Source organism: Myxococcus sp. MH1 (genome assembly GCF_059738865.1).
This window is the reverse complement of record NZ_AP026947.1, coordinates 4,906,645-4,925,180: the sequence shown is the minus strand read 5'-3', so window position 1 is coordinate 4,925,180 and position 18,536 is coordinate 4,906,645. Positions and strand designations below refer to the sequence as shown.

Annotated in this window: 13 protein-coding genes; 7 read left to right on the top strand and 6 right to left on the bottom strand. The window is 70.5% G+C overall.

Annotation, left to right across the window (positions count from 1 at the left end):
- Positions 1 to 46: 46 nt before the first annotated feature.
- Entirely contained in the window at positions 47 to 1,153 is a 1,107-nt protein-coding gene (locus AC6JA9_RS19580) for a right-handed parallel beta-helix repeat-containing protein (RefSeq protein ID WP_497960410.1), read from the bottom strand.
- Between the two features lie 442 nt (positions 1,154 to 1,595).
- Here AC6JA9_RS19580 and AC6JA9_RS19575 point away from each other — a divergent pair, with 442 nt between their 5' ends.
- From AC6JA9_RS19575 to AC6JA9_RS19555, 5 genes are read left to right on the top strand one after another with little or no spacing between them, the layout of a single operon-like run.
- Complete coding sequence (locus AC6JA9_RS19575; protein ID WP_223751105.1) at positions 1,596 to 2,381, top strand: sigma-70 family RNA polymerase sigma factor; 786 nt, start codon at positions 1,596 to 1,598, stop codon at positions 2,379 to 2,381.
- 5 nt (positions 2,382 to 2,386) lie between these two features.
- Positions 2,387 to 5,524, top strand: a complete 3,138-nt coding sequence (locus tag AC6JA9_RS19570; protein WP_497960408.1) for a tetratricopeptide repeat protein — start codon at positions 2,387 to 2,389, stop codon at positions 5,522 to 5,524.
- On the top strand, positions 5,521 to 6,135 hold the full coding sequence (locus AC6JA9_RS19565) for a hypothetical protein (RefSeq protein WP_223784359.1): 615 nt from the start codon (positions 5,521 to 5,523) through the stop codon (positions 6,133 to 6,135). The genes AC6JA9_RS19570 and AC6JA9_RS19565 overlap by 4 nt, the downstream gene beginning before the upstream one ends.
- Positions 6,132 to 7,148: a DUF2071 domain-containing protein gene (locus AC6JA9_RS19560; RefSeq protein ID WP_473565666.1), complete on the top strand. Its 1,017-nt coding sequence runs from the start codon at positions 6,132 to 6,134 to the stop codon at positions 7,146 to 7,148. The genes AC6JA9_RS19565 and AC6JA9_RS19560 overlap by 4 nt, the downstream gene beginning before the upstream one ends.
- 46 nt (positions 7,149 to 7,194) lie before the next feature.
- Positions 7,195 to 7,956 carry a L,D-transpeptidase family protein gene (locus AC6JA9_RS19555; RefSeq protein WP_223751102.1) on the top strand — a complete coding sequence of 254 codons (762 nt, stop codon included), beginning with the start codon at positions 7,195 to 7,197 and terminating at the stop codon, positions 7,954 to 7,956.
- Between the two features lie 3 nt (positions 7,957 to 7,959).
- Here the strand turns inward: AC6JA9_RS19555 and AC6JA9_RS19550 are convergent, their stop codons facing one another.
- Positions 7,960 to 8,727: a zinc metalloprotease gene (locus tag AC6JA9_RS19550; protein ID WP_497960406.1), complete on the bottom strand. Its 768-nt coding sequence runs from the start codon at positions 8,725 to 8,727 to the stop codon at positions 7,960 to 7,962.
- A gap of 57 nt (positions 8,728 to 8,784) precedes the next feature.
- The gene (locus AC6JA9_RS19545; RefSeq protein ID WP_408890596.1) at positions 8,785 to 10,125 is read right to left on the bottom strand and encodes an OmpA family protein; all 1,341 of its coding nucleotides are present in this window, start codon (positions 10,123 to 10,125) and stop codon (positions 8,785 to 8,787) included.
- 113 nt (positions 10,126 to 10,238) lie between these two features.
- On the opposite strand from AC6JA9_RS19545, the gene rd reads away from it, so the two are divergent.
- Both rd and AC6JA9_RS19535 read left to right on the top strand, forming a co-directional pair.
- Complete coding sequence (rd, locus tag AC6JA9_RS19540) at positions 10,239 to 10,412, top strand: rubredoxin (RefSeq protein WP_063789776.1); 174 nt, start codon at positions 10,239 to 10,241, stop codon at positions 10,410 to 10,412.
- Between the two features lie 51 nt (positions 10,413 to 10,463).
- A complete protein-coding gene (locus tag AC6JA9_RS19535; protein ID WP_141331257.1) occupies positions 10,464 to 12,098 on the top strand; it encodes a fumarate hydratase in 1,635 nt (544 codons plus the stop codon).
- A 33-nt stretch (positions 12,099 to 12,131) separates the two neighbouring features.
- On the opposite strand, the gene AC6JA9_RS19530 is transcribed toward AC6JA9_RS19535, so the two are convergent.
- From AC6JA9_RS19530 to AC6JA9_RS19520, 3 genes are all read right to left on the bottom strand, one after another.
- On the bottom strand, positions 12,132 to 12,344 hold the full coding sequence (locus AC6JA9_RS19530; protein ID WP_223751098.1) for a hypothetical protein: 213 nt from the start codon (positions 12,342 to 12,344) through the stop codon (positions 12,132 to 12,134).
- Between the two features lie 126 nt (positions 12,345 to 12,470).
- Positions 12,471 to 14,675, bottom strand: coding sequence for a M13 family metallopeptidase (locus AC6JA9_RS19525; RefSeq protein WP_267696429.1), 2,205 nt, complete (start codon positions 14,673 to 14,675; stop codon positions 12,471 to 12,473).
- A gap of 545 nt (positions 14,676 to 15,220) precedes the next feature.
- Positions 15,221 to 18,535, bottom strand: coding sequence for a C45 family autoproteolytic acyltransferase/hydrolase (locus AC6JA9_RS19520; protein WP_497960404.1), 3,315 nt, complete (start codon positions 18,533 to 18,535; stop codon positions 15,221 to 15,223).
- Position 18,536 lies beyond the last annotated feature (1 nt).

Below are 18,536 nucleotides of genomic sequence, written 5' to 3'. Positions count from 1 at the left end.
GAGGCCACCCCGCTCCCCCTTGGCGCCGAGGTGGGATTCACGCCGACTACTGGGAGCCGACGGTGCAGTCCCCCGTCACGGTGGAGGCCGGAGCGCCGTTCACCGTGTTGCCGGTGAAGACGTTGTCCGACGCCAGCACCAGCTCCACCGCGCCGCTCCCCCGGTTGCAGACCACCACGCCCCCCATCCCCGCCTGGTTGTAGAGGAAGCGGTTGCGGCGGAGCGTGACGGCGCGTGTGCCCAGGTCCTCCAGGTAGATGGCCGCGCCAGGCCCTCGCGTCACGGTGTTGCGCTCGAAGAGGTTGTCCTCGAGGAGGTCGTTGTTCGGCTGGAAGTAGTGCAACGCGCCGCCGCCTCCCAGGTCATAGGTGCCCTGCGGATTGGGCCAGGTCAGGAACGGGCGCACGACGAGGGTGCTCCACTGGCTGCCCCGGAAGGCCACCAGGGTATTGCCGCGGAACGTGTTGCCGCGGACCACGGAGTTCTGACCGTGGGTGACGCACATCGCGCCGCCGCCCGCCATGGACGACGTGCCCGGCTGCGCGAAGCGGTCGATGTCGAACGTGCGGTTGTTCTCGAACACGGTGTTCTCCACGCGCGAGCCGTTGGTGAACATGAGGTCCAGCGCGCCGCACTTGGCCGCGGACTCGTTGTCCCGGAACAGGGAGTTCAGGATGGTCACCGGCCCCGGGTAGTAGGCCCACAGCGCGGCGCGCGTCCAATCCCGCTCGCCGTTGTAGTCGTTCTTGCGCACCCGCTCGAAGACCATGTGCTCGAACACGGGGTGCCCGTTGCCCACGGAGCCGGGGCCGTAGAAGTTCATGCCCCACCAGCCATACGGGTTGGTGGAGGTGAAGGTGACCTTCTTCTGCGCGGTGCCGCGCACCTGGATGCCGCCGTAGACGCGCAGCTCCACGCGCCCCTTGTGGTAGTTCATCACGTCGTCGATGGAGCTGTTCACGTCGGCCTGGGTCACCTCGGGGCGGCCCTTGAAGTCGATGACGACGCCCGGCTGGACCGTGAGGACCTGGCCCTTCGGAATCGTGACGACGCCCTGCGCATCGCCGATGACCTGATAGGGCGAGCCCGCCTCCGTCAGCGTCCCGGAGAGCGTCCCCGTGATGACGGTGCCCGCCTTCGGGCCCTTGGCCACGCCACGCGCGTGAGGGCGCGGTGGCGAGGAGGCCTCGGAGCGAGCGGGCACGGACAATGACAGGCATACGAGCACCCAATGAGCCATCGACAGCGGTCGCGACGGAGTCTTCATGAGGTGCGGGCAGGTAACACGGGCGGGAAGCCCCCACCATCGCATGTCGGTCCGATGCGAGCCCGCTGCGCTCGCCGTCCATCCTGCACACCGGTACGCCGCGCGCTCATTCCCGCGAGCACTTCCCCGCCCCGCGGTCGGGATTCCCGAGCCGACGCGGCGAGTCGGTGGGAGGTCCGGGTGGACGGGAGGGGCCCTCTTCGCGCGCGCGAACAGCTTCGCTAGACTCCCAGCCACGATGGAGCTCGTGCTGTCGTTTCTCGCGGGCGCCTTGCGTCCGTGTGGGCCAGACGAGTCACACGCCCTGGCCCGGCGATTGGGGGAAGCCATGGTCCGCTGCCGAGAGGCGTGGCCGGAGATTGCATTGTCCGGCGACGTCTTCGCGAGGCACCTCGGCGAGCGCATCCCTCCCCGCCTCACACTGGCCGAAGGGCTGGACGCGTTGAGGGTCGAGGACCTCTACCTCGCTCGCGCCTGTCTGGAGGGAGAGCGTCCCGCGCTCGAGTCCCTCCAGCGCGCCATCCTCCAGCCCGTCACCCGCGCCATCCGCCGCGTGGACCGCTCCGAGGCGTTCGCGGACGAGGTGCTCCAGCTCACGCGGATGCGGCTGCTCGTGGGCAGCACGCGGCAGGGGCCTCGACTGGCCGAGTACGAGGGGCGAGGCGCGCTGCGCCGCTGGGTGGAGGCCATCGCCGTGGGCATGGCCCTGTCCCTCAAGCGCGCGCCTGTCCGCGCCACCTCCCTGGACGATGCGCTCCTCGTCTCCGACCTGCATGGCGCGGACCCCGAGCTCGCGCTCATCCAGCAGCGCTACCGGCCCGCCTTCCGCGCCGCGTTCGCGGAGGCCCTCGCCTTGTTGTCGCCTCGCGACAGGAACCTGCTGCGGCTGAGCCTGGTGCAGGGCCTGGGCGTGGAGTCGCTCGGGACGCTGCATCAGGTGCACGCCTCCACCGTCTCGCGGTGGCTGGCGCGGGCGCGGCAGGCGCTGCTCGAAGGCACTCGCGAAGGGCTCCGCCGGCGGCTGACGCTGGACACGGCGCAGCTCGACAGCCTCTTGCGGATGATGGACGCGAGCCTCGCGGTGAGCCTGTCCTCGCTGCTCGCCGAAGGATGAGCGACATGGCGCCAGCTTCCGACACCGCGTGCCTGGATGACCCCCAGCTCCTCGACCTCGCGGACGGAGTGGCGTCGCGGGAGCTGCGGGCCCGGGCGGACACCCACCTGGACCGCTGCCCCGATTGCCAGGCACGGCTCGCGGGCTTCCTGCGCGCGCGTGCGCCGTCGACGCCGGACACACCAACGGATGCGCCACGGACGCCCACCACGTTGCTCGAGGCACCGCCGTCGTCACGACGGATGCCCTTGTCCGCGCTGGAGAGGGGCACGCTCCTGGGACGCTACGTGGTGCTGGAGCGAATCGGGGCCGGGGGCATGGGTGTCGTCTACGCGGCCTATGACCCGAGCATCGACCGACGCGTCGGGCTCAAGCTGGTCGCGGCCACGGACCAGGTGCTGAGCGAGGCCCGCGCCGCCGCGCGCACCCAGCATCCCTCCGTCGTCGCCGTGCACGACGTGGGTCGGGTCGACGACCGGGTCTTCATCGCGATGGAGCTGGTCGAGGGCGGCACGCTGCGCCAGCACCTGGCCAGCGCGCGTCCGGACTGGCGAGGGGTGACCCGCCTCTATCTGCAGGCGGGTCACGGGCTCGCCGCCGCGCACGCCGCCGGTGTCATCCACCGCGACTTCAAGCCCGACAACGTCCTGGTGGACCGCGCCGGGCGCGCGAAGGTGACGGACTTCGGGCTCGCGCGCCTCGCCGCGCCCATGGAGTCACTGCCCGCTCGCGCATCGACGGACATCGAACCGGCGCCGCACATCGCCTCCACGGCCGCGGCCGGCACTCCGGGCTACATCGCGCCGGAAGTGCTGGCGGGAGGACGGGTGGATGCGCGCTCGGACCAGTTCAGCTTCTGCGTCGCGCTGTTCGAGGGGCTGTCCGGTGTGAAGCCCGGTGCTCCGGAGGCACGCGAGGCCCTCGCACGCGCCTCGGTCCCCCGCGCGCTGCTCGCCGTGGTGCAACGCGGGCTCTGCCCTGCTCCCACCGAGCGCTACCCGTCGATGGACGCGCTCCTCGTGGCGCTGGAGCGCGCGGCCTTCCCCAGGACGTCGCGCTGGCTGGGAGCCGCGGGAGCGTTGGTGGGCCTGGCCGCGGTCCTCACCGCCATCCTCGTCACGCGAGGGCCCCGGCCGTGCACGGACAGCGCGTCGCGGCTCGTCGGTATCTGGGACGCGTCTCGCAAGGCGTCCCTGCGCGAAGCCTTCCTCGCCACGAAGGCTCCCGAGGCGGAGAGCGCGCACGCGGCCTTGAGTCAGTCCCTGGATGCGCAGGCCGGAGCGTGGGCCGAGGCCCATCGCGACGCCTGCGAGGACACGCACGTCCGCCAGGAGCAGTCCGAGGCGGCGATGGACCTGCGCATGAACTGCCTGGAGCGCGCCAGGCGTGAGCTGCGCGCCCTGGTGGACGTCCTGCGCACCGCCAACGCGAACGAGGTCTCCGGTGCGCCCCAGATGGCGCGGGGGCTGAGTGACGTCTCGAGCTGCGACGACGCGGAGGCGCTCGCGCGGCCGGTGCCGCCTCCCTCGAAGGGCCCCGACGTGGAGAAGGTGCGCGCGGCCTATGAGACGCTCGCGGACGCGAAGGCGCGCGACATCGCGGGGCGCTGGAGCGAGGTGCAGGCGCTCGCCGCCACGGTGGAGGCCGCGGCGCGCGCGGTGGGCTACAAGCCGCTGCTCGGCGAGGCGCTGCTCGCCCAGGGCCGCGTGAAGCTCCACGAGCGGGACGAGAAGGAGGCAGCGCGGCTCCTGCGCCAGGCGGTGCTGGCCTCACAGGCGGGCCGCGACGACGACCGGGTCATCGAGGAGATGACGCTCCTGGTCCAGGTCGAGGGAGAGCTGGCCGAGCGCCCCGAGCACGCCGACCTGTGGCGCGACCTGGCGCAAGCCCAGCTGGAGCGCATCGGCGGCGACGAGCAGCTCGAGTCGAACCTCACCTTCGCCCACGGGCTGGTGCTCACCCGACAGGGCCGCCACGCGGAGGCCATCGTCCAGCTGGAGCGGTGCATCGCCATCCGCGAGCGGACGCAGGGCAAGGACGCGTATGTCCTCCTCGATGCCTTGCTCGCGCTCGGGACCGCGCAACGCGGCGTGGGACGCCTCGAGGAGGCCCTGGCCACGCAACAGCGCACCCGGACGCTGCTGGTGCGGCACGTGGGCGCCGAGCATCCCTTCGTCGCGATGACGCTCAACAACCTCGCGGGCACGCTCATCAAGCTGCGCCGCTACGACGAGGGACTCGCGACGTACGACGAGAGCATCCGCCTCTTCGAGCGCATCCACGGCCCGGGACAGCCGGCCAGCTACCTCATGAGCCTGCATGGGAACATCGGCGCGGTGGAGGCCTCGCGGGGACGCTACGAGCCGGCGCGTGAGGCATTGGAGCGCGCCTGGGCGCTCGCCCGCGAGCATCGACCTCCGGGCCACCCGGACCGGGCCTTCGTCGCGGGGAACCTCGCGGTGGTCCTCGCGGGGCTCGGGAAGGTGGATGACGCAGTCGCGCGCGTGGAGGCCATGCGCGCGGAGCTGGACGCCGCCCAAGCCGAGGGACGGCGCAGCCAACGCCACGCCGACCTCCAGACGCGCATGGCGGAGATCTTCCTGAAGGTGCGTCGCTTCGAGCAGGCCGCCACCCAGGCCCGCGCGGCCGCCGCGCTCCTGGGCGAGCTGGGCGTGCACGCCGAGCGCGCCACGCCGCTGTGCCGGCTGGCGATGGCCCTGCTGGGTTCGGGCCGGCTCGTGGACGCGGAGCGCGTGGCCCGGGAGGCGGTGACGCTGCGAGAGCGCACCGGGTCCTCCCTGCCCGAGGACCTGGCGGAGGCGCGCTCCATCCTGGGACAGGTGCTGCTGGCGAAGGGAGACGCGGAGCAGGCCCGCGGCCTCCTCGACCAGGCCCTGGAGGACTGGGAGAAGGATGGGGCCAGCGCCTTCACGCTCGCCGAGACACGCTTCGCCCTCGCCCGGGCGCTGCGGCAAGCAGGCGTGGAACCGGAGCGGGCCCGGGCCCTGGCGCTCTCGGCCCGCGACGCCGTGGCGCCCACCTCCGAGCCCCGGAGCCCGCGGCTGGAAGAGGTGGAGGCGTTCCTCACGGGAGCCCCCCCTCCGCGCGCCGCGCCGGGTCGCGTAGACTTCGCGCCACGATGAACCGCGACGAAGCGAACCAGGCCCTCGAGCTCATCCGCCGGGTCGTCTCCCAGGCACGGGATGATTCGGCCCTCCAGAACTGGGGCGTCATCTGGATGCTCCATGGCTTCACCAACGCCGCGGGCTTCGCCGGCACGCAGTGGCTGTGGACCGGGGGCCACCGCACGCCCCAGGCCTACGTGGTGCTCTGGGCGCTGGTGCTCGGCTTCAACATCGTCACCATCTTCCTGCTCAAGCGCGGGCAGACGGCGGGCGCGCGCTCGTTCATCGAGCGGCAGATCTGGGCCATCTGGAGCACCTTCGTGGGCGGCATGGTGCTGGTGGCGCTCTGCAACTGGCTGCTCGGTCTGGACCGGCTGTTCATGCCCGCCATGTCCTGCGTGTTGTTCGCCACGGCCTTCTCGATGATGGGCGCGCTGATGGGCCGCGTCTGGTTCGCGGTGGCCGCCTTCTTCGCGGCCATGGCGCTGGTGATGACCCGCCTGCCGGACCACGCCTACGGCCTGCTGGCGGGACTGTGGCTCGTGGTGCAGTGCGGAGGCGGGCTCGCGCTGCACCGGGCCCGACTGCGCAGGCTCGCGTCGCAGCGCCCCGAGGCGCGGCTGGTATGAAGCCGGAGTCGCTCGCCGCGCTGGTGGCCCTCGCGACCGAGCCCTGGGGGCTGGACGAGCAGGAGCTCCATGCACGCCTCTCGCTCGCGGGAGTGGAGGATCCAGGCTCCGCGCTGCGAGCCCTCTCGGGCGCCGGGCTGGTGCGACAGGAGCGACGCCGCTGGACACCGACGCCCTCCGGACACGAGGCGCTCAGACATGCCGAGGGCCTGCTCGCGGCGAGTCAGGACCCGAGCCCCAGCTCTCCGGACATGGAGGAGTGTCCGTCGGTGCCCTGGCTCACGCAGGTGCAGACGCACTGGGTGGAGGCCGTGTCGCTCAACTACGCCGTGGACCCGGAGCGGCTCGCGCGCATCCTGCCGGCGCCCCTGGTGCCCGAGCTGCACCGAGGCACGGCGTGGGTGCAGGTGCTGATGTCCTCGCTGCGCGACATGCGCCCCCAGGGGGTGTCTCCGCTGCTCGGCGTGTGCTTCTACCAGGTGAGCTACCGGGCCGCGGTGCGCTACCGCAACGCGCGGGGCGAGTGGCGGCGCGGCGGCTACTTCGTGCGCAGCGAGACGAATGATCCGGTGATGCGCCGGGTGGGCAACACGCTGGACGAGTTCCGCTTCCACGAGTTCGGCGAGGCCCAGATGGTGATGGCCCGCGAGGGCGATCTGCTCACCCTGGCGGTGGACCCGGCGGCGCGCTTCGCCGGGGGGCGACTGGTGGCGGTGTTCGACACGCGCCCCAGGACCGAGCCTCCCGTCGGCAGCGTGTGGGCGGGACTGGAGGACCTGCACGAGCCCCTGGTCGAGTGCTACGACGCGCTCGGCGTCTCGGGCGACTTCGTCTACGTGCTCACCATCGACCGTGCACCGTGGAACGCGCGCTTCTGCACGCCCGTGGAGCTGTACTGCGAGTACTTCGAGGACGGTCCGCTCGCGCCGGGCGCGCGGCTGGACTCGGTGCTCCACCTGACCGAGTGCGCGTACCGCTGGCGGCCCTTGCGCCGGGAGCGTCACGCGCCATGACGGACAGCGCGGGAACGATGCCGGGACACGCGGTGTCCAAGCCGCGATGAGCCCTTCCCTCTTCCGAATCGTCAGCCTCCTGGGCGTCCTCGTCGCGCTGGGCGCGCAGGCCAAGGACCGCGTCGCCACGGCGCGCCAGGGCCGCATGAAGGACGTCACCGCCCTCTTCGCCGCGGCGAAGACCCCGTGGCCCACCGAGCAGCTCTACGTGCGGGCCTTCAAGCACGAGCGCGAGCTGGAGGTCTGGGCGGGTCCGAAGGACGGGCCCCTGGTGAAGGTGCGGACCTATCCCTTCTGCGCCGCGTCCGGCGAGCTCGGCCCCAAGCGGAGGCAGGGAGACCTGCAGGTCCCCGAGGGCTTCTACACCATCGACCTCTTCAACCCGGTGAGCAGCTACCACCTGTCCATGCGGGTCAGCTATCCGAACGCGGCGGACAAGCACCACAAGACGCCCGGTGTCTCGCTCGGCGGCGACATCTACGTGCACGGGGACTGCGTGAGCATCGGGTGCATCGCCATCGAGGACGGCCCCATCGAGGAGCTGTACCTGATGGCCCTCGACACGCGCGCGCACACGAAGCGGGACCCGATCATCCACATCTTCCCGCGCAGGCTCGACGCGGCGGGGATGACGGCGCTGGAGGCCCAGGCGGGGACGGACGCGAAGCTCCTCGCCCTCTGGCGGAGCCTCGCGCCCGCGTATACCGGGTTCGAGGAGAGCCGGCGGGTGCCGCGCACGAGCATCGACACGAAGACGGGCGAGTACCGCGTGGCGCCCGCCCCGAAGCCGCGCGCCGCGGGCCGCTGACGCCTACGGGTACAAGAAGCCCGCGGCCTGGGCATCCAAGCGGCTCAGCACCAGATCGCCCGCGATGCGTCCGCACCCGGGATAGTGCATCACCGAGGCCGGGTCAGGGTCCGTCAGCGGGCATGTGTTGGCCTGCCCCGGACACGTGGCGCTCGGCTCGTGCAGGAAGCCCAGCACGTGTCCCAACTCGTGCCGCAGCAGGCCCGCCAGCGTGTACGGCGCGATGGAGCCGAAGGCCGTGGTGTCGATGAGGACGTTGCGCGCCGAGCGAGCCGCGTTCGGGAAGAACGCCCGCGCGTAGTAGGCCGCGCCGTTGACGGGACGGACATCGAAGATGACCCCTGCCTGCGAGGCCGTGCACGCGCCGTCGAAGCTGTACGCGTGGAGAAAGTCCACGTTGGCCGCCGCCTCCCACGCGGCCGCCGCCTGGTTCAACGCGTTCACCACCACCGCGTGCCTCGCACCGAACGCCGTGCTGACGCAGTAGCGCAGGTCGCGCGCCTCGGAGGGCGTCCACTTGACGATGACACCCTCGGGACAGCCCACCACGAGGCCCGGCCCCTCCGAAGGCTCCAGGTACGCCCGGAGCGCCGACGCGCCATCGAAGGCCAGGTCACCCTCGACGACGTACACCTCCGAGTCGGGCTCCCGGTACGCCTCGAGCCGCTGACTGGAGACCGTCGCTGTCTCCTCCGGCTCGGCTCCGGCGCACGACGTGACGAGGACCGCACCGCCTAGCAGCAGCACTCCCGTGAAGCAGATGGCACGCATGGACTCCCCCCTTCGAGGGAGACACTAGCCCATCCGGGGACGCGGGCGCGGCCCGCGCTACTTGCCGCGCACCAGCACGATGTCCACGCGGCGGTTCAGCTCACGGCCGCGAGGAATCAGGTTGGGCGCCTTGGGACGGGTGTCCCCCAGGCCCGCGGTCTCGATGCGCGTGGGATTCAGCCCCTCGCGCACCAGCGCGTCCGCCAGGGCCTTCGCACGCGCCTCGGAGAGCGCCTGCCGGGCCGTCGCGGGCGCCTCGCGGTTGTCCGTGTGCCCCTCCAGCCGCAGCTTCAGCGACTCGTCCCGCACCAGCATGTCCACCAGCAGCGCGATGTCACCCGTGGACCCCTTGCGCGGCGCGGCCTGCTTCTCCGCGAAGCGCGGCGGCTTGGGCAGCTCCACCCGCTCGTTCTTCACGCTGGCCTGCGCCGTCTTCTTCGCCGGCGCCTTCGTCAGCGTGAAGGACACCGTGGCCTCGCGCTCGCGGGTCACCTTCACCTGACGCGTCTGGGCCAGGAAGCCCTTGGAGAGCACGTCCACGGTGTACTCGCCCGGAGGCAGCATCACCGGCACGGGCTTCTTCGCGCTCTTCTCGAGGATGACCTGCTGCGGCGCGCCCTTGCCCCGGACATACGCCGTGGCCTCCACCGGCTTCTTGCCCGACAGCACCTTCAACAGCAGCTTGCCCGGCGCCACCGGCCCCAGCTCCGGCGTCGCCACGGGGGGCGGCGCCATCGCCAGCGGCTGGGTCGTGGGCGGCGGCGTCACCGGCGGAGGCGGCAGGGGCAGCGTCACCGGCGCCCGGGCCACCACGGCGGGCGTGCCCGCGTCCTCGACCAGCGAGGCGTCCGCGAGCTGCGCGGTCATCTCCGCCGACACGTCATGGTTGAGCTTCAGCTTGAGACGGGGGTCCGGCGCGGTGGGGTTGATGCCGGGGAGCACCCGCACCTTCATGCGCAGCCCCTTCTGCGCCTGGAACGTGACGGACGCCGTCATCTTCCAGAGGAAGCCGCTCTCCTCGCTGAAGAGGTTCCACGTGTCGTTGTTGGTGTAGGTGACGCGCGACACCAGCGTGTACGAGCCCTCGTCCACCTTGAGCGCCGCGAGCCGGTGGACACCGGGGCCGCTGAGGACGTCCAGCCCGGGGACCGCCAGCGGCTGGCCATTGAGGATGAAGTCCACCTCGAGGAGCTTGTAGGCCCGCGCGCCGCCGGCGCCGGGCAGGCCCTCGTAGGTGATGACGATTTCGGGCGGAGGCGTCTTGACCAGCGCCTGGAGCTGACGGTCCAGGTCTTCGCGGGCGCGCTGCTCGACGGAGGAGGGCTCGGCCGCGCGCGCCGTGGCGCTCGCGAGAGCCAGGATGCCGAGCCACAGTGCTTGGACGGAAGAGGAAGCCACGGGGGTCCACAGCATCGCACAACCTGGGCCCTCCGCGAGTTGTCAGCCGGGCAAGCTGACCACCAGACGACCGTCAGGCCCCCTCCCCTCCCAGACCGCGCTATCCTCACTCCATGTCCAAGGCCAGGCGCTACCGCTGCACCGCGTGCGAGCACATCTATGACCCCGCTCTGGGCGACCCCGACACCGGCATCCCCCCGGGGACGGCCTTCGAAGACCTCCCGGACGACTGGATGTGCCCGGATTGCATGTCTCCGAAGTCCTCCTTCGAACCCCTGGACGACTGAGCCACGGGGGGCTACTCCTCGGCGCCGGAGACTCCTCGAAAAGGCCGTGAGATGACCGACTTTCAGTTCCAGGAAATGCTTCCGCTGGGCAAGGACGAGACGCCCTACCGCCTGCTCACGAAGGACTACGTCACGCCCATCGAGGCCGCCGGGCGTTCCTTCATCCAGGTGGCGCCGGAGGCCATCTCCCTGTTGACGCGCGAGGCGATGCGCGACATCGCCCACCTGCTGCGTCCCGGGCACCTGGGCCAGCTCTCGAACATCCTGAAGGACCCCGAGGCGTCCTCGAATGATCGCTTCGTGGCGCTGGAGCTCCTGAAGAACGCGAACATCGCCGCTGGTGGCGTGCTGCCGTCCTGCCAGGACACGGGCACCGCCATCGTCATGGGCAAGAAGGGCCAGCACGTCCTCACGGACGGGCGCGACGAGGAGGCCATCTCCCGGGGCGTGTTCGACACGTACCGCACGTCCAACCTGCGCTACTCGCAGATGGCGCCGCTGGACATGTACAAGGAGGTCAACACCGGCAACAACCTGCCCGCGCAGATCGAGCTCTACGCGACGGCGGGTGACGCCTACAAGTTCCTGTTCATGGCCAAGGGTGGCGGCTCGGCGAACAAGAGCTACCTGTACCAGGAGACCAAGGCGGTCCTGAATCCGCAGAGCCTGCTGGCGTTCCTGGACGCGAAGATCCGCTCGCTGGGCACGGCGGCGTGTCCGCCGTACCACCTGGCCATCGTGGTGGGCGGCACGTCCGCGGAGTTCGCGCTGAAGACGGCGAAGTACGCCTCCGCGCGGTACCTGGACACGCTGCCCACGGAGGGCAACGCGCTGGGCCGGGGCTTCCGCGACGTGGAGCTGGAGCAGAAGGTGCTGGAGCTGACGCAGCGCATGGGCATCGGCGCGCAGTTCGGCGGCAAGTACTTCTGCCACGACGTGCGGGTCATCCGCCTGCCGCGTCATGGCGCCTCGTGTCCGGTGGCCATCGCGGTGTCGTGCTCGGCGGACCGGCAGATCCTCGGGAAGATCACCCGGGACGGCGTCTACCTGGAGCAGTTGGAGGCGGACCCGGCGAAGTACCTGCCGGAGACGACGGAGTCGGACCTGGGCGGCGAGGTGGTGAAGCTGGACCTGAACCGGCCGATGAGCGAGCTGCGGGCGGAGCTGTCGCGCTACCCCATCAAGACGCGCCTGTCGCTGTCGGGGCCGATGGTGGTGGCGCGCGACATCGCGCACGCGAAGCTCAAGGAGCGGTTGGACCGGGGCGAGGGCATGCCGCAGTACCTGAAGGACCGCATGGTGTACTACGCGGGTCCGGCGAAGACGCCGGAGGGCTACGCGTCCGGTTCGTTCGGTCCGACGACGGCGGGTCGCATGGACGCGTACGTGGACCAGTTCCAGGCGGAGGGTGGCAGCTTCGTGATGCTGGCGAAGGGCAACCGCTCGCAGGCCGTGACGGACGCGTGCAAGAAGCACGGCGGCTTCTACCTGGGCTCCATCGGTGGTCCCGCGGCGCGACTGGCCAAGGACTGCATCACCAAGGTGGAGGTCCTCGAGTACGAGGAGCTGGGCATGGAGGCCGTGTGGAAGATCGAGGTCGTCGACTTCCCGGCGTTCATCGTGGTGGATGACAAGGGCAACGACTTCTTCGCCAACATCAACAAGCCCACGGCGAAGAAGGGCTGAGTCACATCGCGCCGGCGTCTGGCGGGTTCAACGTCAGACGTCCGGCAGCGAGGGCGACGCCGGCGCGGCCTTCTTCTTGGGGATGAGGTTGCGCCGGGGGCCCTTGAGGGCCACGCCGAGCAGCATGCTGGCGGGCAGCAACATGCCCAGGCCTTGCGTGAGGTTCTCCGGAGGACGCACCACGGCGCCCAACACCAGCGCGGAGAACAACAGACCACAGACGAGCCGAAGCAGGATGGGGCTCACGGAGCAAGACCTCGGGGACAGGAGTCCCCCAGCCTAAACATCCGCGAGCCCCTGTCCACCCGGCCCCGGCACGCCCTCACGTCCACACCCCACCGTCCAGGTCGGACCGTGGGGCATGGGAGCGCACTACCAGATCTTCACGCGCTTCTCGGGAGCGAGGTACGCGGCGTCGCCTTCCTTCACGCCGAACGCCTCGTAGAACTCCGTCATGTTCCGCAGCACGCCATTGACACGGTACTGCGGCGGCGAGTGCGGATCCGTCAACAGCATCTGGCGCATCGCATCGTCGCGGTACAGCCCGCGCCAGATCTGCCCCCAGCCGAGGAAGAAGCGCTGCGGGCCCGTGAAGCCGGCGATGGAGGGCGCCTCCTTGCCCTGCAGCGACAGCGTGTAGGCCTTGTACGCCACCGCCAGGCCGCTCAGGTCGCCGATGTTCTCGCCCAGCGTCAGCTCGCCGTTGACCTTCATGGCCTCCAGCGGGCTGAAGCCCGAGTACTGCTCCACCAGCACCGCCGTGCGCTGCTTGAAGCCCGCCTGGTCCTGCTCCGTCCACCAGTTGCGCAGGTTGCCGTCACCATCCGAGCGGCTGCCCTGGTCGTCGAAGCCGTGGCTGAACTCGTGGCCGATGACCGCGCCGATGGCGCCGTAGTTCGTCGCGTCGTCCGCATCCGGGTTGAAGAACGGCGGCTGGAGGATGGCGGCCGGGAAGACGATCTCGTTCATCGTGGAGCTGTAGTAGGCATTCACCGTCTGCGGCGTCATGCCCCACTCCTGACGGTCGATGGGCTTGCCCAGCTTGCTCACCATGTACGCGTGGTCGAACACCTCGCTGCGGCGCACGTTGGCCACCAGCTCCCCGGGGACGATCTTCAGGCGCGAGTAGTCACGCCACTTGTCCGGGTAGCCGATCTTCACGTTGAACTTGGACAGCTTCGCCTGGGCCTGCGCCTTCGTCTCGGCGCTCATCCAGTCCAGCCCGTCGATGCCCTGACGGAACGCCTCGCGCAGGTTCGCCACCAGCTCCTGCATCCGCTGCTTGGAGGCCGGCGAGAAGTGCCGCTCCACGTAGAGCTGGCCCACGGCCTCGCCCAGCGAGCCCTCCACCGCCGTCACCGCGCGCTTCCAACGCGGACGGTTCTCCTGCAGGCCCTGCAGCGTCTTGCCGTAGAACTCGAAGGACGCCTGCTCGAAGGCGGACGACAGCATCGGCGCACGGCCGGACAGCACCTTGTACGTCAGGTACTGCTTGAGCACGGGCAGCGGCGTGGCCTCTACCGTCTGCGCCAGCGCCTGGAGGAAGTCGGGCTGACGGACGATGACACCGGGCGTCTTCTGCGCGCCGGTGGCCTTCAGGAAGCGCGCCCACGAGAAGCCGGGCGTCAGCGCGTCCAGCTCCTGGACCGTCTTCAGGTTGTAGGTGGCCTCGCGGTCCCGGTTCTTCACCCGGTCCCAGCTCTTCTCGGCCAGCTTCGCCTCGAGCGCGAAGATGTCCTCGGCCGCCTTCTTCGCGTCCTTCTCACCCGCCAGCGTGAGCAGCTTCTCGATGTACGTCAGGTACGCGGCGCGGATGTCGACGAAGCGCTGCTCCGTCTTCGTGTAGTAGTCGCGGTCCGGCAGCCCCAGGCCGCTCTGGCTGACCTGCGCGATGTAGCGCGTGGCCTGCTTCTGGTCCTGGCCCACGTACATGACGAACGGCGTCTGCAGGCCGTTGCGCTGCATCTCCGCGAACAGCTCCGGCAGGCCCGCCTTGCTCTTGAGCGCCTTGACGCGCGAGAGCTCCGAAGCCACGGGCTTGAGGCCCAGCTTCTCGATGCGCGCGGTGTCCATGAAGCTGTTGTAGAGGTCGCCCACCTTCTGCGGCGTGGAGCCCGCGGGGCGCTTCTTCGCGGCGGCGGCCTCCTCGATGATGGCGCGCATCGCCAGCTCGGACTTGTCCGCCAGCTCGATGAACGTGCCGTAGCGAGCGCGGTCCGCGGGGATGGGCGTGGTCTTCAGCCAGGTGCCGTTGACGAACTGGTAGAAGTCGTCCTGCGGCCGGACGGCGCGATCCAGGTTCTTCAGCTCCACGCCCAGCCGGCGCACGGCCTCCTCGGAGACCTCCTCGACGACGGGCGCCGCGGCGGGAGCCTCGGCCACGGCGGCGGGTGCCGCGGGAGCGGCGGCGGGGGCCTCGGCCACGGGAGGCGCTTCGGCGGCGGGCGCGGCCTCGACGGCCGGAGGCGTCTCGGCGGTGGGCGCGGGCTGGGGCGCGCTGGCGCAGCCAGTCAGGAGAAGGGTGCCGAGGGCGCTGCTGGCCCAGGCTCGGTGGGCAATGAACTTCTTGGGGCTCATGAGGCTCCGGGAGAATTGGGGGACGCCGGAATCTGCCGGACCCGAAGGGCCGGCGTCCATCCAGGCAGACGGGAAAAACACACGGGCGGCCACCCTATTCCTCGGGTCGTGCCATCCGGGCCATTCCCCTCTTTCCTGGCTCTCACGCAGGTCTCCGTCAGAGCAGACCCGCGAGCCCCTCGCGGGTCGCTCCGAGCGTGAGAGCCCGCGCGCTGACCGTGCTCCCGTGAGGCGACGGCGTCAGGGCCCGCCGACTTGAGCCCGTCCGACGCATCCACGGCGTCCAGAGCGCCCCTCCACGACGGCGCCTGGCCCTGTGGCGGTCCGCCTCGAGGACAAGCGCCAAGCACCGACGCCCCCGGGCACTTCACGACGAACCCGTCAGTCGGGTTCGCCGCCTGGTCCGCCACGGCGCACCTGGTCTCGACGCCCTCCGAGCCGTTCCGGAGAGCTCGCCCCTCGGTCCACCACGGCGACCAGGGGGCGCTGCCCACCGCCCCCACGACGACGAGCCCTCCATCAGGGCTCGCCTCGGGGTCGATGCGTCAGCGCTGACCCATCACGGGCGCCGGAACGGGCGCGGCGGGAGTCGTGGGGGCCGGCGTCGCGGGCGGAGCCGGCGTCACCGCGACGTCCTGGGACAGGGCATCCAGGTCGTGGAAGCCCTTCGAGGCCACGTCCCCACCGCGGAACACGGCCCAGCCCTGCAGGTTGCGCTGATAGGTCCGCGTCATCTGCCACAGCTGGAGGCCGCTGTTCGCGACGTAGAGATACAGCGCGCGCTTCGGGTTCCACGGGTTGGGCAGCGCCATCGCGATGCCGTCATCCGGGCGGCCATAGGTCTTCCCCTGCCAGCGGAAGAAGCGCCGCCCCAGTTCCACCGGGAGCTTCTTCTCGGACGCCAGCCGCGCGAGCAGCGCGTTGTCCTCCGCGCCACCGAAGAGGACCAGGTCCCGGTCCGCGAGCTGCGCGTCCGTCACCTCGGCGTCCGGCGCGATGGGGACCAGCCGCTCGGTGAACACATCCGCGAGCACCTCGCGGTAGCCCAGCGCCAGCGTGCGCATGGACTCCGTCTGGCGCGCGGTGCCGTGCACCAGCAGCAGCCGCTCCCACGCGTCCGTCTGGTTGCCCAGCACCTGGAAGCGCTCACGCACCACGGGCACATCGTTGCCCGCGTTGAACACCACGCGCACCGGCGCCTCGGCCGTCTTCAGGACGAAGGTCTCGTTCGCGGCGGCCTTCACCTCGATGCGCTCCAGCGTGGAGCCCTTCGCGGTGCGCACCTCCACCAGCGTGACGAAGTGCCAGGGCTTGGGGCCCGGCTGCTCCACCTTCAGCGTCACCTCGTAGCCGTCCTTCACCTGCGCCGCGCTCGCCTTGAAGCGAGGCTGCGGCAGGCCCGTGCGCTCCAGCCACTGACCGACGAAGGCGCTCACGTCCTTGCCCGATGCCTCCTGCGCCAGACGCTTGAAGTCCGCGGTGGTGATGTCCTTGTTCGCGTACTTCGCGTGCACGGCGTTCATCACCTTGCTGAAGCCCTCGTTGCCCACGAGCAGGCGGAGCTGGTGCAGCGCGAAGGTGCCCTTGACCCGAGGCACCAGGTACGTGCCGTAGCGCCCGTACTCCGTCTTCGCGGTGGCCGGCGCGACATCCGCCTCGCGCGAGGTGGTGAAGAGGAAGCGGTCATTGAGGTCCGCGAGCACGTCGCGCTGCGCCTCGAACGCCTTGTCCTGCTTGCCCTCCTGCCCGGAGACGTCCTTGAGCAGCTTCCAGTACGCGGCGGTGCCGCTGACCAGCCAGTTCTCGCCATCCGTCGCGGGGAAGAGCGTGTTGGACCACAGGAGCTTCTCGTCGAAGCCGACGGCGTCCTTCACGCGGGAGAAGTCACGCTTGAGGGCCTGCGGTTCCTCGGGCGCCTTCCACGTCTTCTGGGCCTGCTTGAGCTTGGCGGAGACGTAGAGCGGGCTGAACGTCGTGTAGCCCAGGGACAGGTGCGGCGTGGCGCCGGGCAGGTCCGGCATGAAGCGGCTGCCGATCATCTTCTCGCGCAGCGTCGTCTTCCCGTAGTGGGCCAGGAACATCATCTTCTCGGCCATCTCGGACGTGGTGATCTTCCCATCGCACGCGTGGGGCCGGTTGATGGGGCTGGAGGCCAGCATTCGGATGGCCGAGTCCAGGTCGAAGCCCTTCTTGCCATGCTGCTGGTAGTACTCCCAGAAGGCGATGTCGCGGTTCCACGTGTTGAAGGCCAGGTCCGCGGGGGCGTTGTCCGGGTTGGAGACGGACTCCTTGCGGACCTCCAGGTCACGGTTGTTGTTGTTCGCCCAGATGAAGTCCTTGAGGTTGCCCGGCGTGTCGGCGGCGTTGCCCTTGCTGCCGGTGCGCCACAGACGCGTCTTCTTCGTGCCGAGCAACAGGCACGCGCCCTCGTCCGTCTTCGTGTCCGCGAGCGTCCAGTCGTTGGTGTACAGGCCGTTGTTCTGGTCCTTCATGATGCGCGCGACGTCGTCGATGGAGGACGCGTACTGCGCGGCCTTGCGGATGCGGTTGCTCTGCGGCGTGCCGTTCGGGTCGAACGGCGTCTGGCCCACCGTCGTCTCGCCGATGACGATGCCGGCTGCGTTGATGAACCAGTCCGCGCCGCTGTGGATGCCGCCGGGGAAGGTCTGCATCACGAAGCGGTGGCCACGCGTGGGCTGCACGTCCAGCACCACGTCCCAGTGGACGCCGGTGTAGCCGTTCCACATGAAGATCTGCCCCATGATGGCGCGGCCATCCTTGGTGGCGGACCTGGTGGCGACGAAGGACGAGCAGTGGTCCCCCTTCCCTCCGCGCTCGGCCTCGTCCTCTGCCTTGAGGAAGGTGCGGCCGGACAGCGAGGTGGAGGTGGCGCGGTTGGCCTCCTCGAGCTGGCCCGCGTCCACGGCGGTGTTGAGCGTGACGATGTCGATGAGGTCCAGCGGGCGGTCCTTGAACTTCGCCCCGGCCTTGTTCGCGCCGTCCGCGATGCCCTTCATCTCCTCCAGGTACTCGGGGTCGAACTTGCGCAGGAAGAGCGAGTCCGCGAGCAGCCGCTGGTGGCTCCAGCCCTTCGCCGGGTCGGCCTTGTCCTTCTGGACGCCGAGCTTCTCCATGTAGCGGACGATCTCCTGCGGCACGAGCTCACCGAACTGGTGGCCGCGCTCGTACGGGTCGCCCTCGATGTGGACGTAGATCCACCCGCCGTCGTCGTAGCGGAAGCCCTTGCCCGCCCATCTCACGGACTCCAGCGGCACGTACGCGTTGATGTCCTCCACGGGCTCGACGCGCACGTCGTCGTACCAGACGGAGCCGGTGGCCTTGCCGTTGCGGCCCAGGTGGAGCTGCACGCGGTCCGTGGCCTGGGTGGCGAAGAAGACGACGGAGGCGCGGCCCCCCGCGTCCGCGCTGGTGGCGGGCGTGCAGTTGGTGAAGGGGAAGCTCTTCATCGAGACGCACGCGCCGTGGGGCGTGGGATAACGCGCGAGCGGGTCCGCCTGGACGCCCTGGGTGCGAACCCACGCGCTCAGCCGGTAGAGCTGGCCGACCTGGAGCTTCAGCTCGCCGGACTCGACGGTGGTCTCTCCGCCGCCCTGCGGGCTCTCGATGAGCAGGCCGCGCGAGCCCTCCGCCTTGCTCGCGCCGTTCGAGGACACCTTGCCCGAGCCCCGGGCCGTCCAGAACGCGGGCACGGACGAGGCGCCGCCCGCGGTCTCGAAGCCTCCGTTGGGGACGGTCGTGGAGTTGACGGGCGCGGCGGCCACGGCGGGGGCGGCCGTGAGCAGGCTCGTGGAGAGCACGAGCGCGCCGAGGAGCTTCGTCGTCGGACAGGAGTCGGTCATG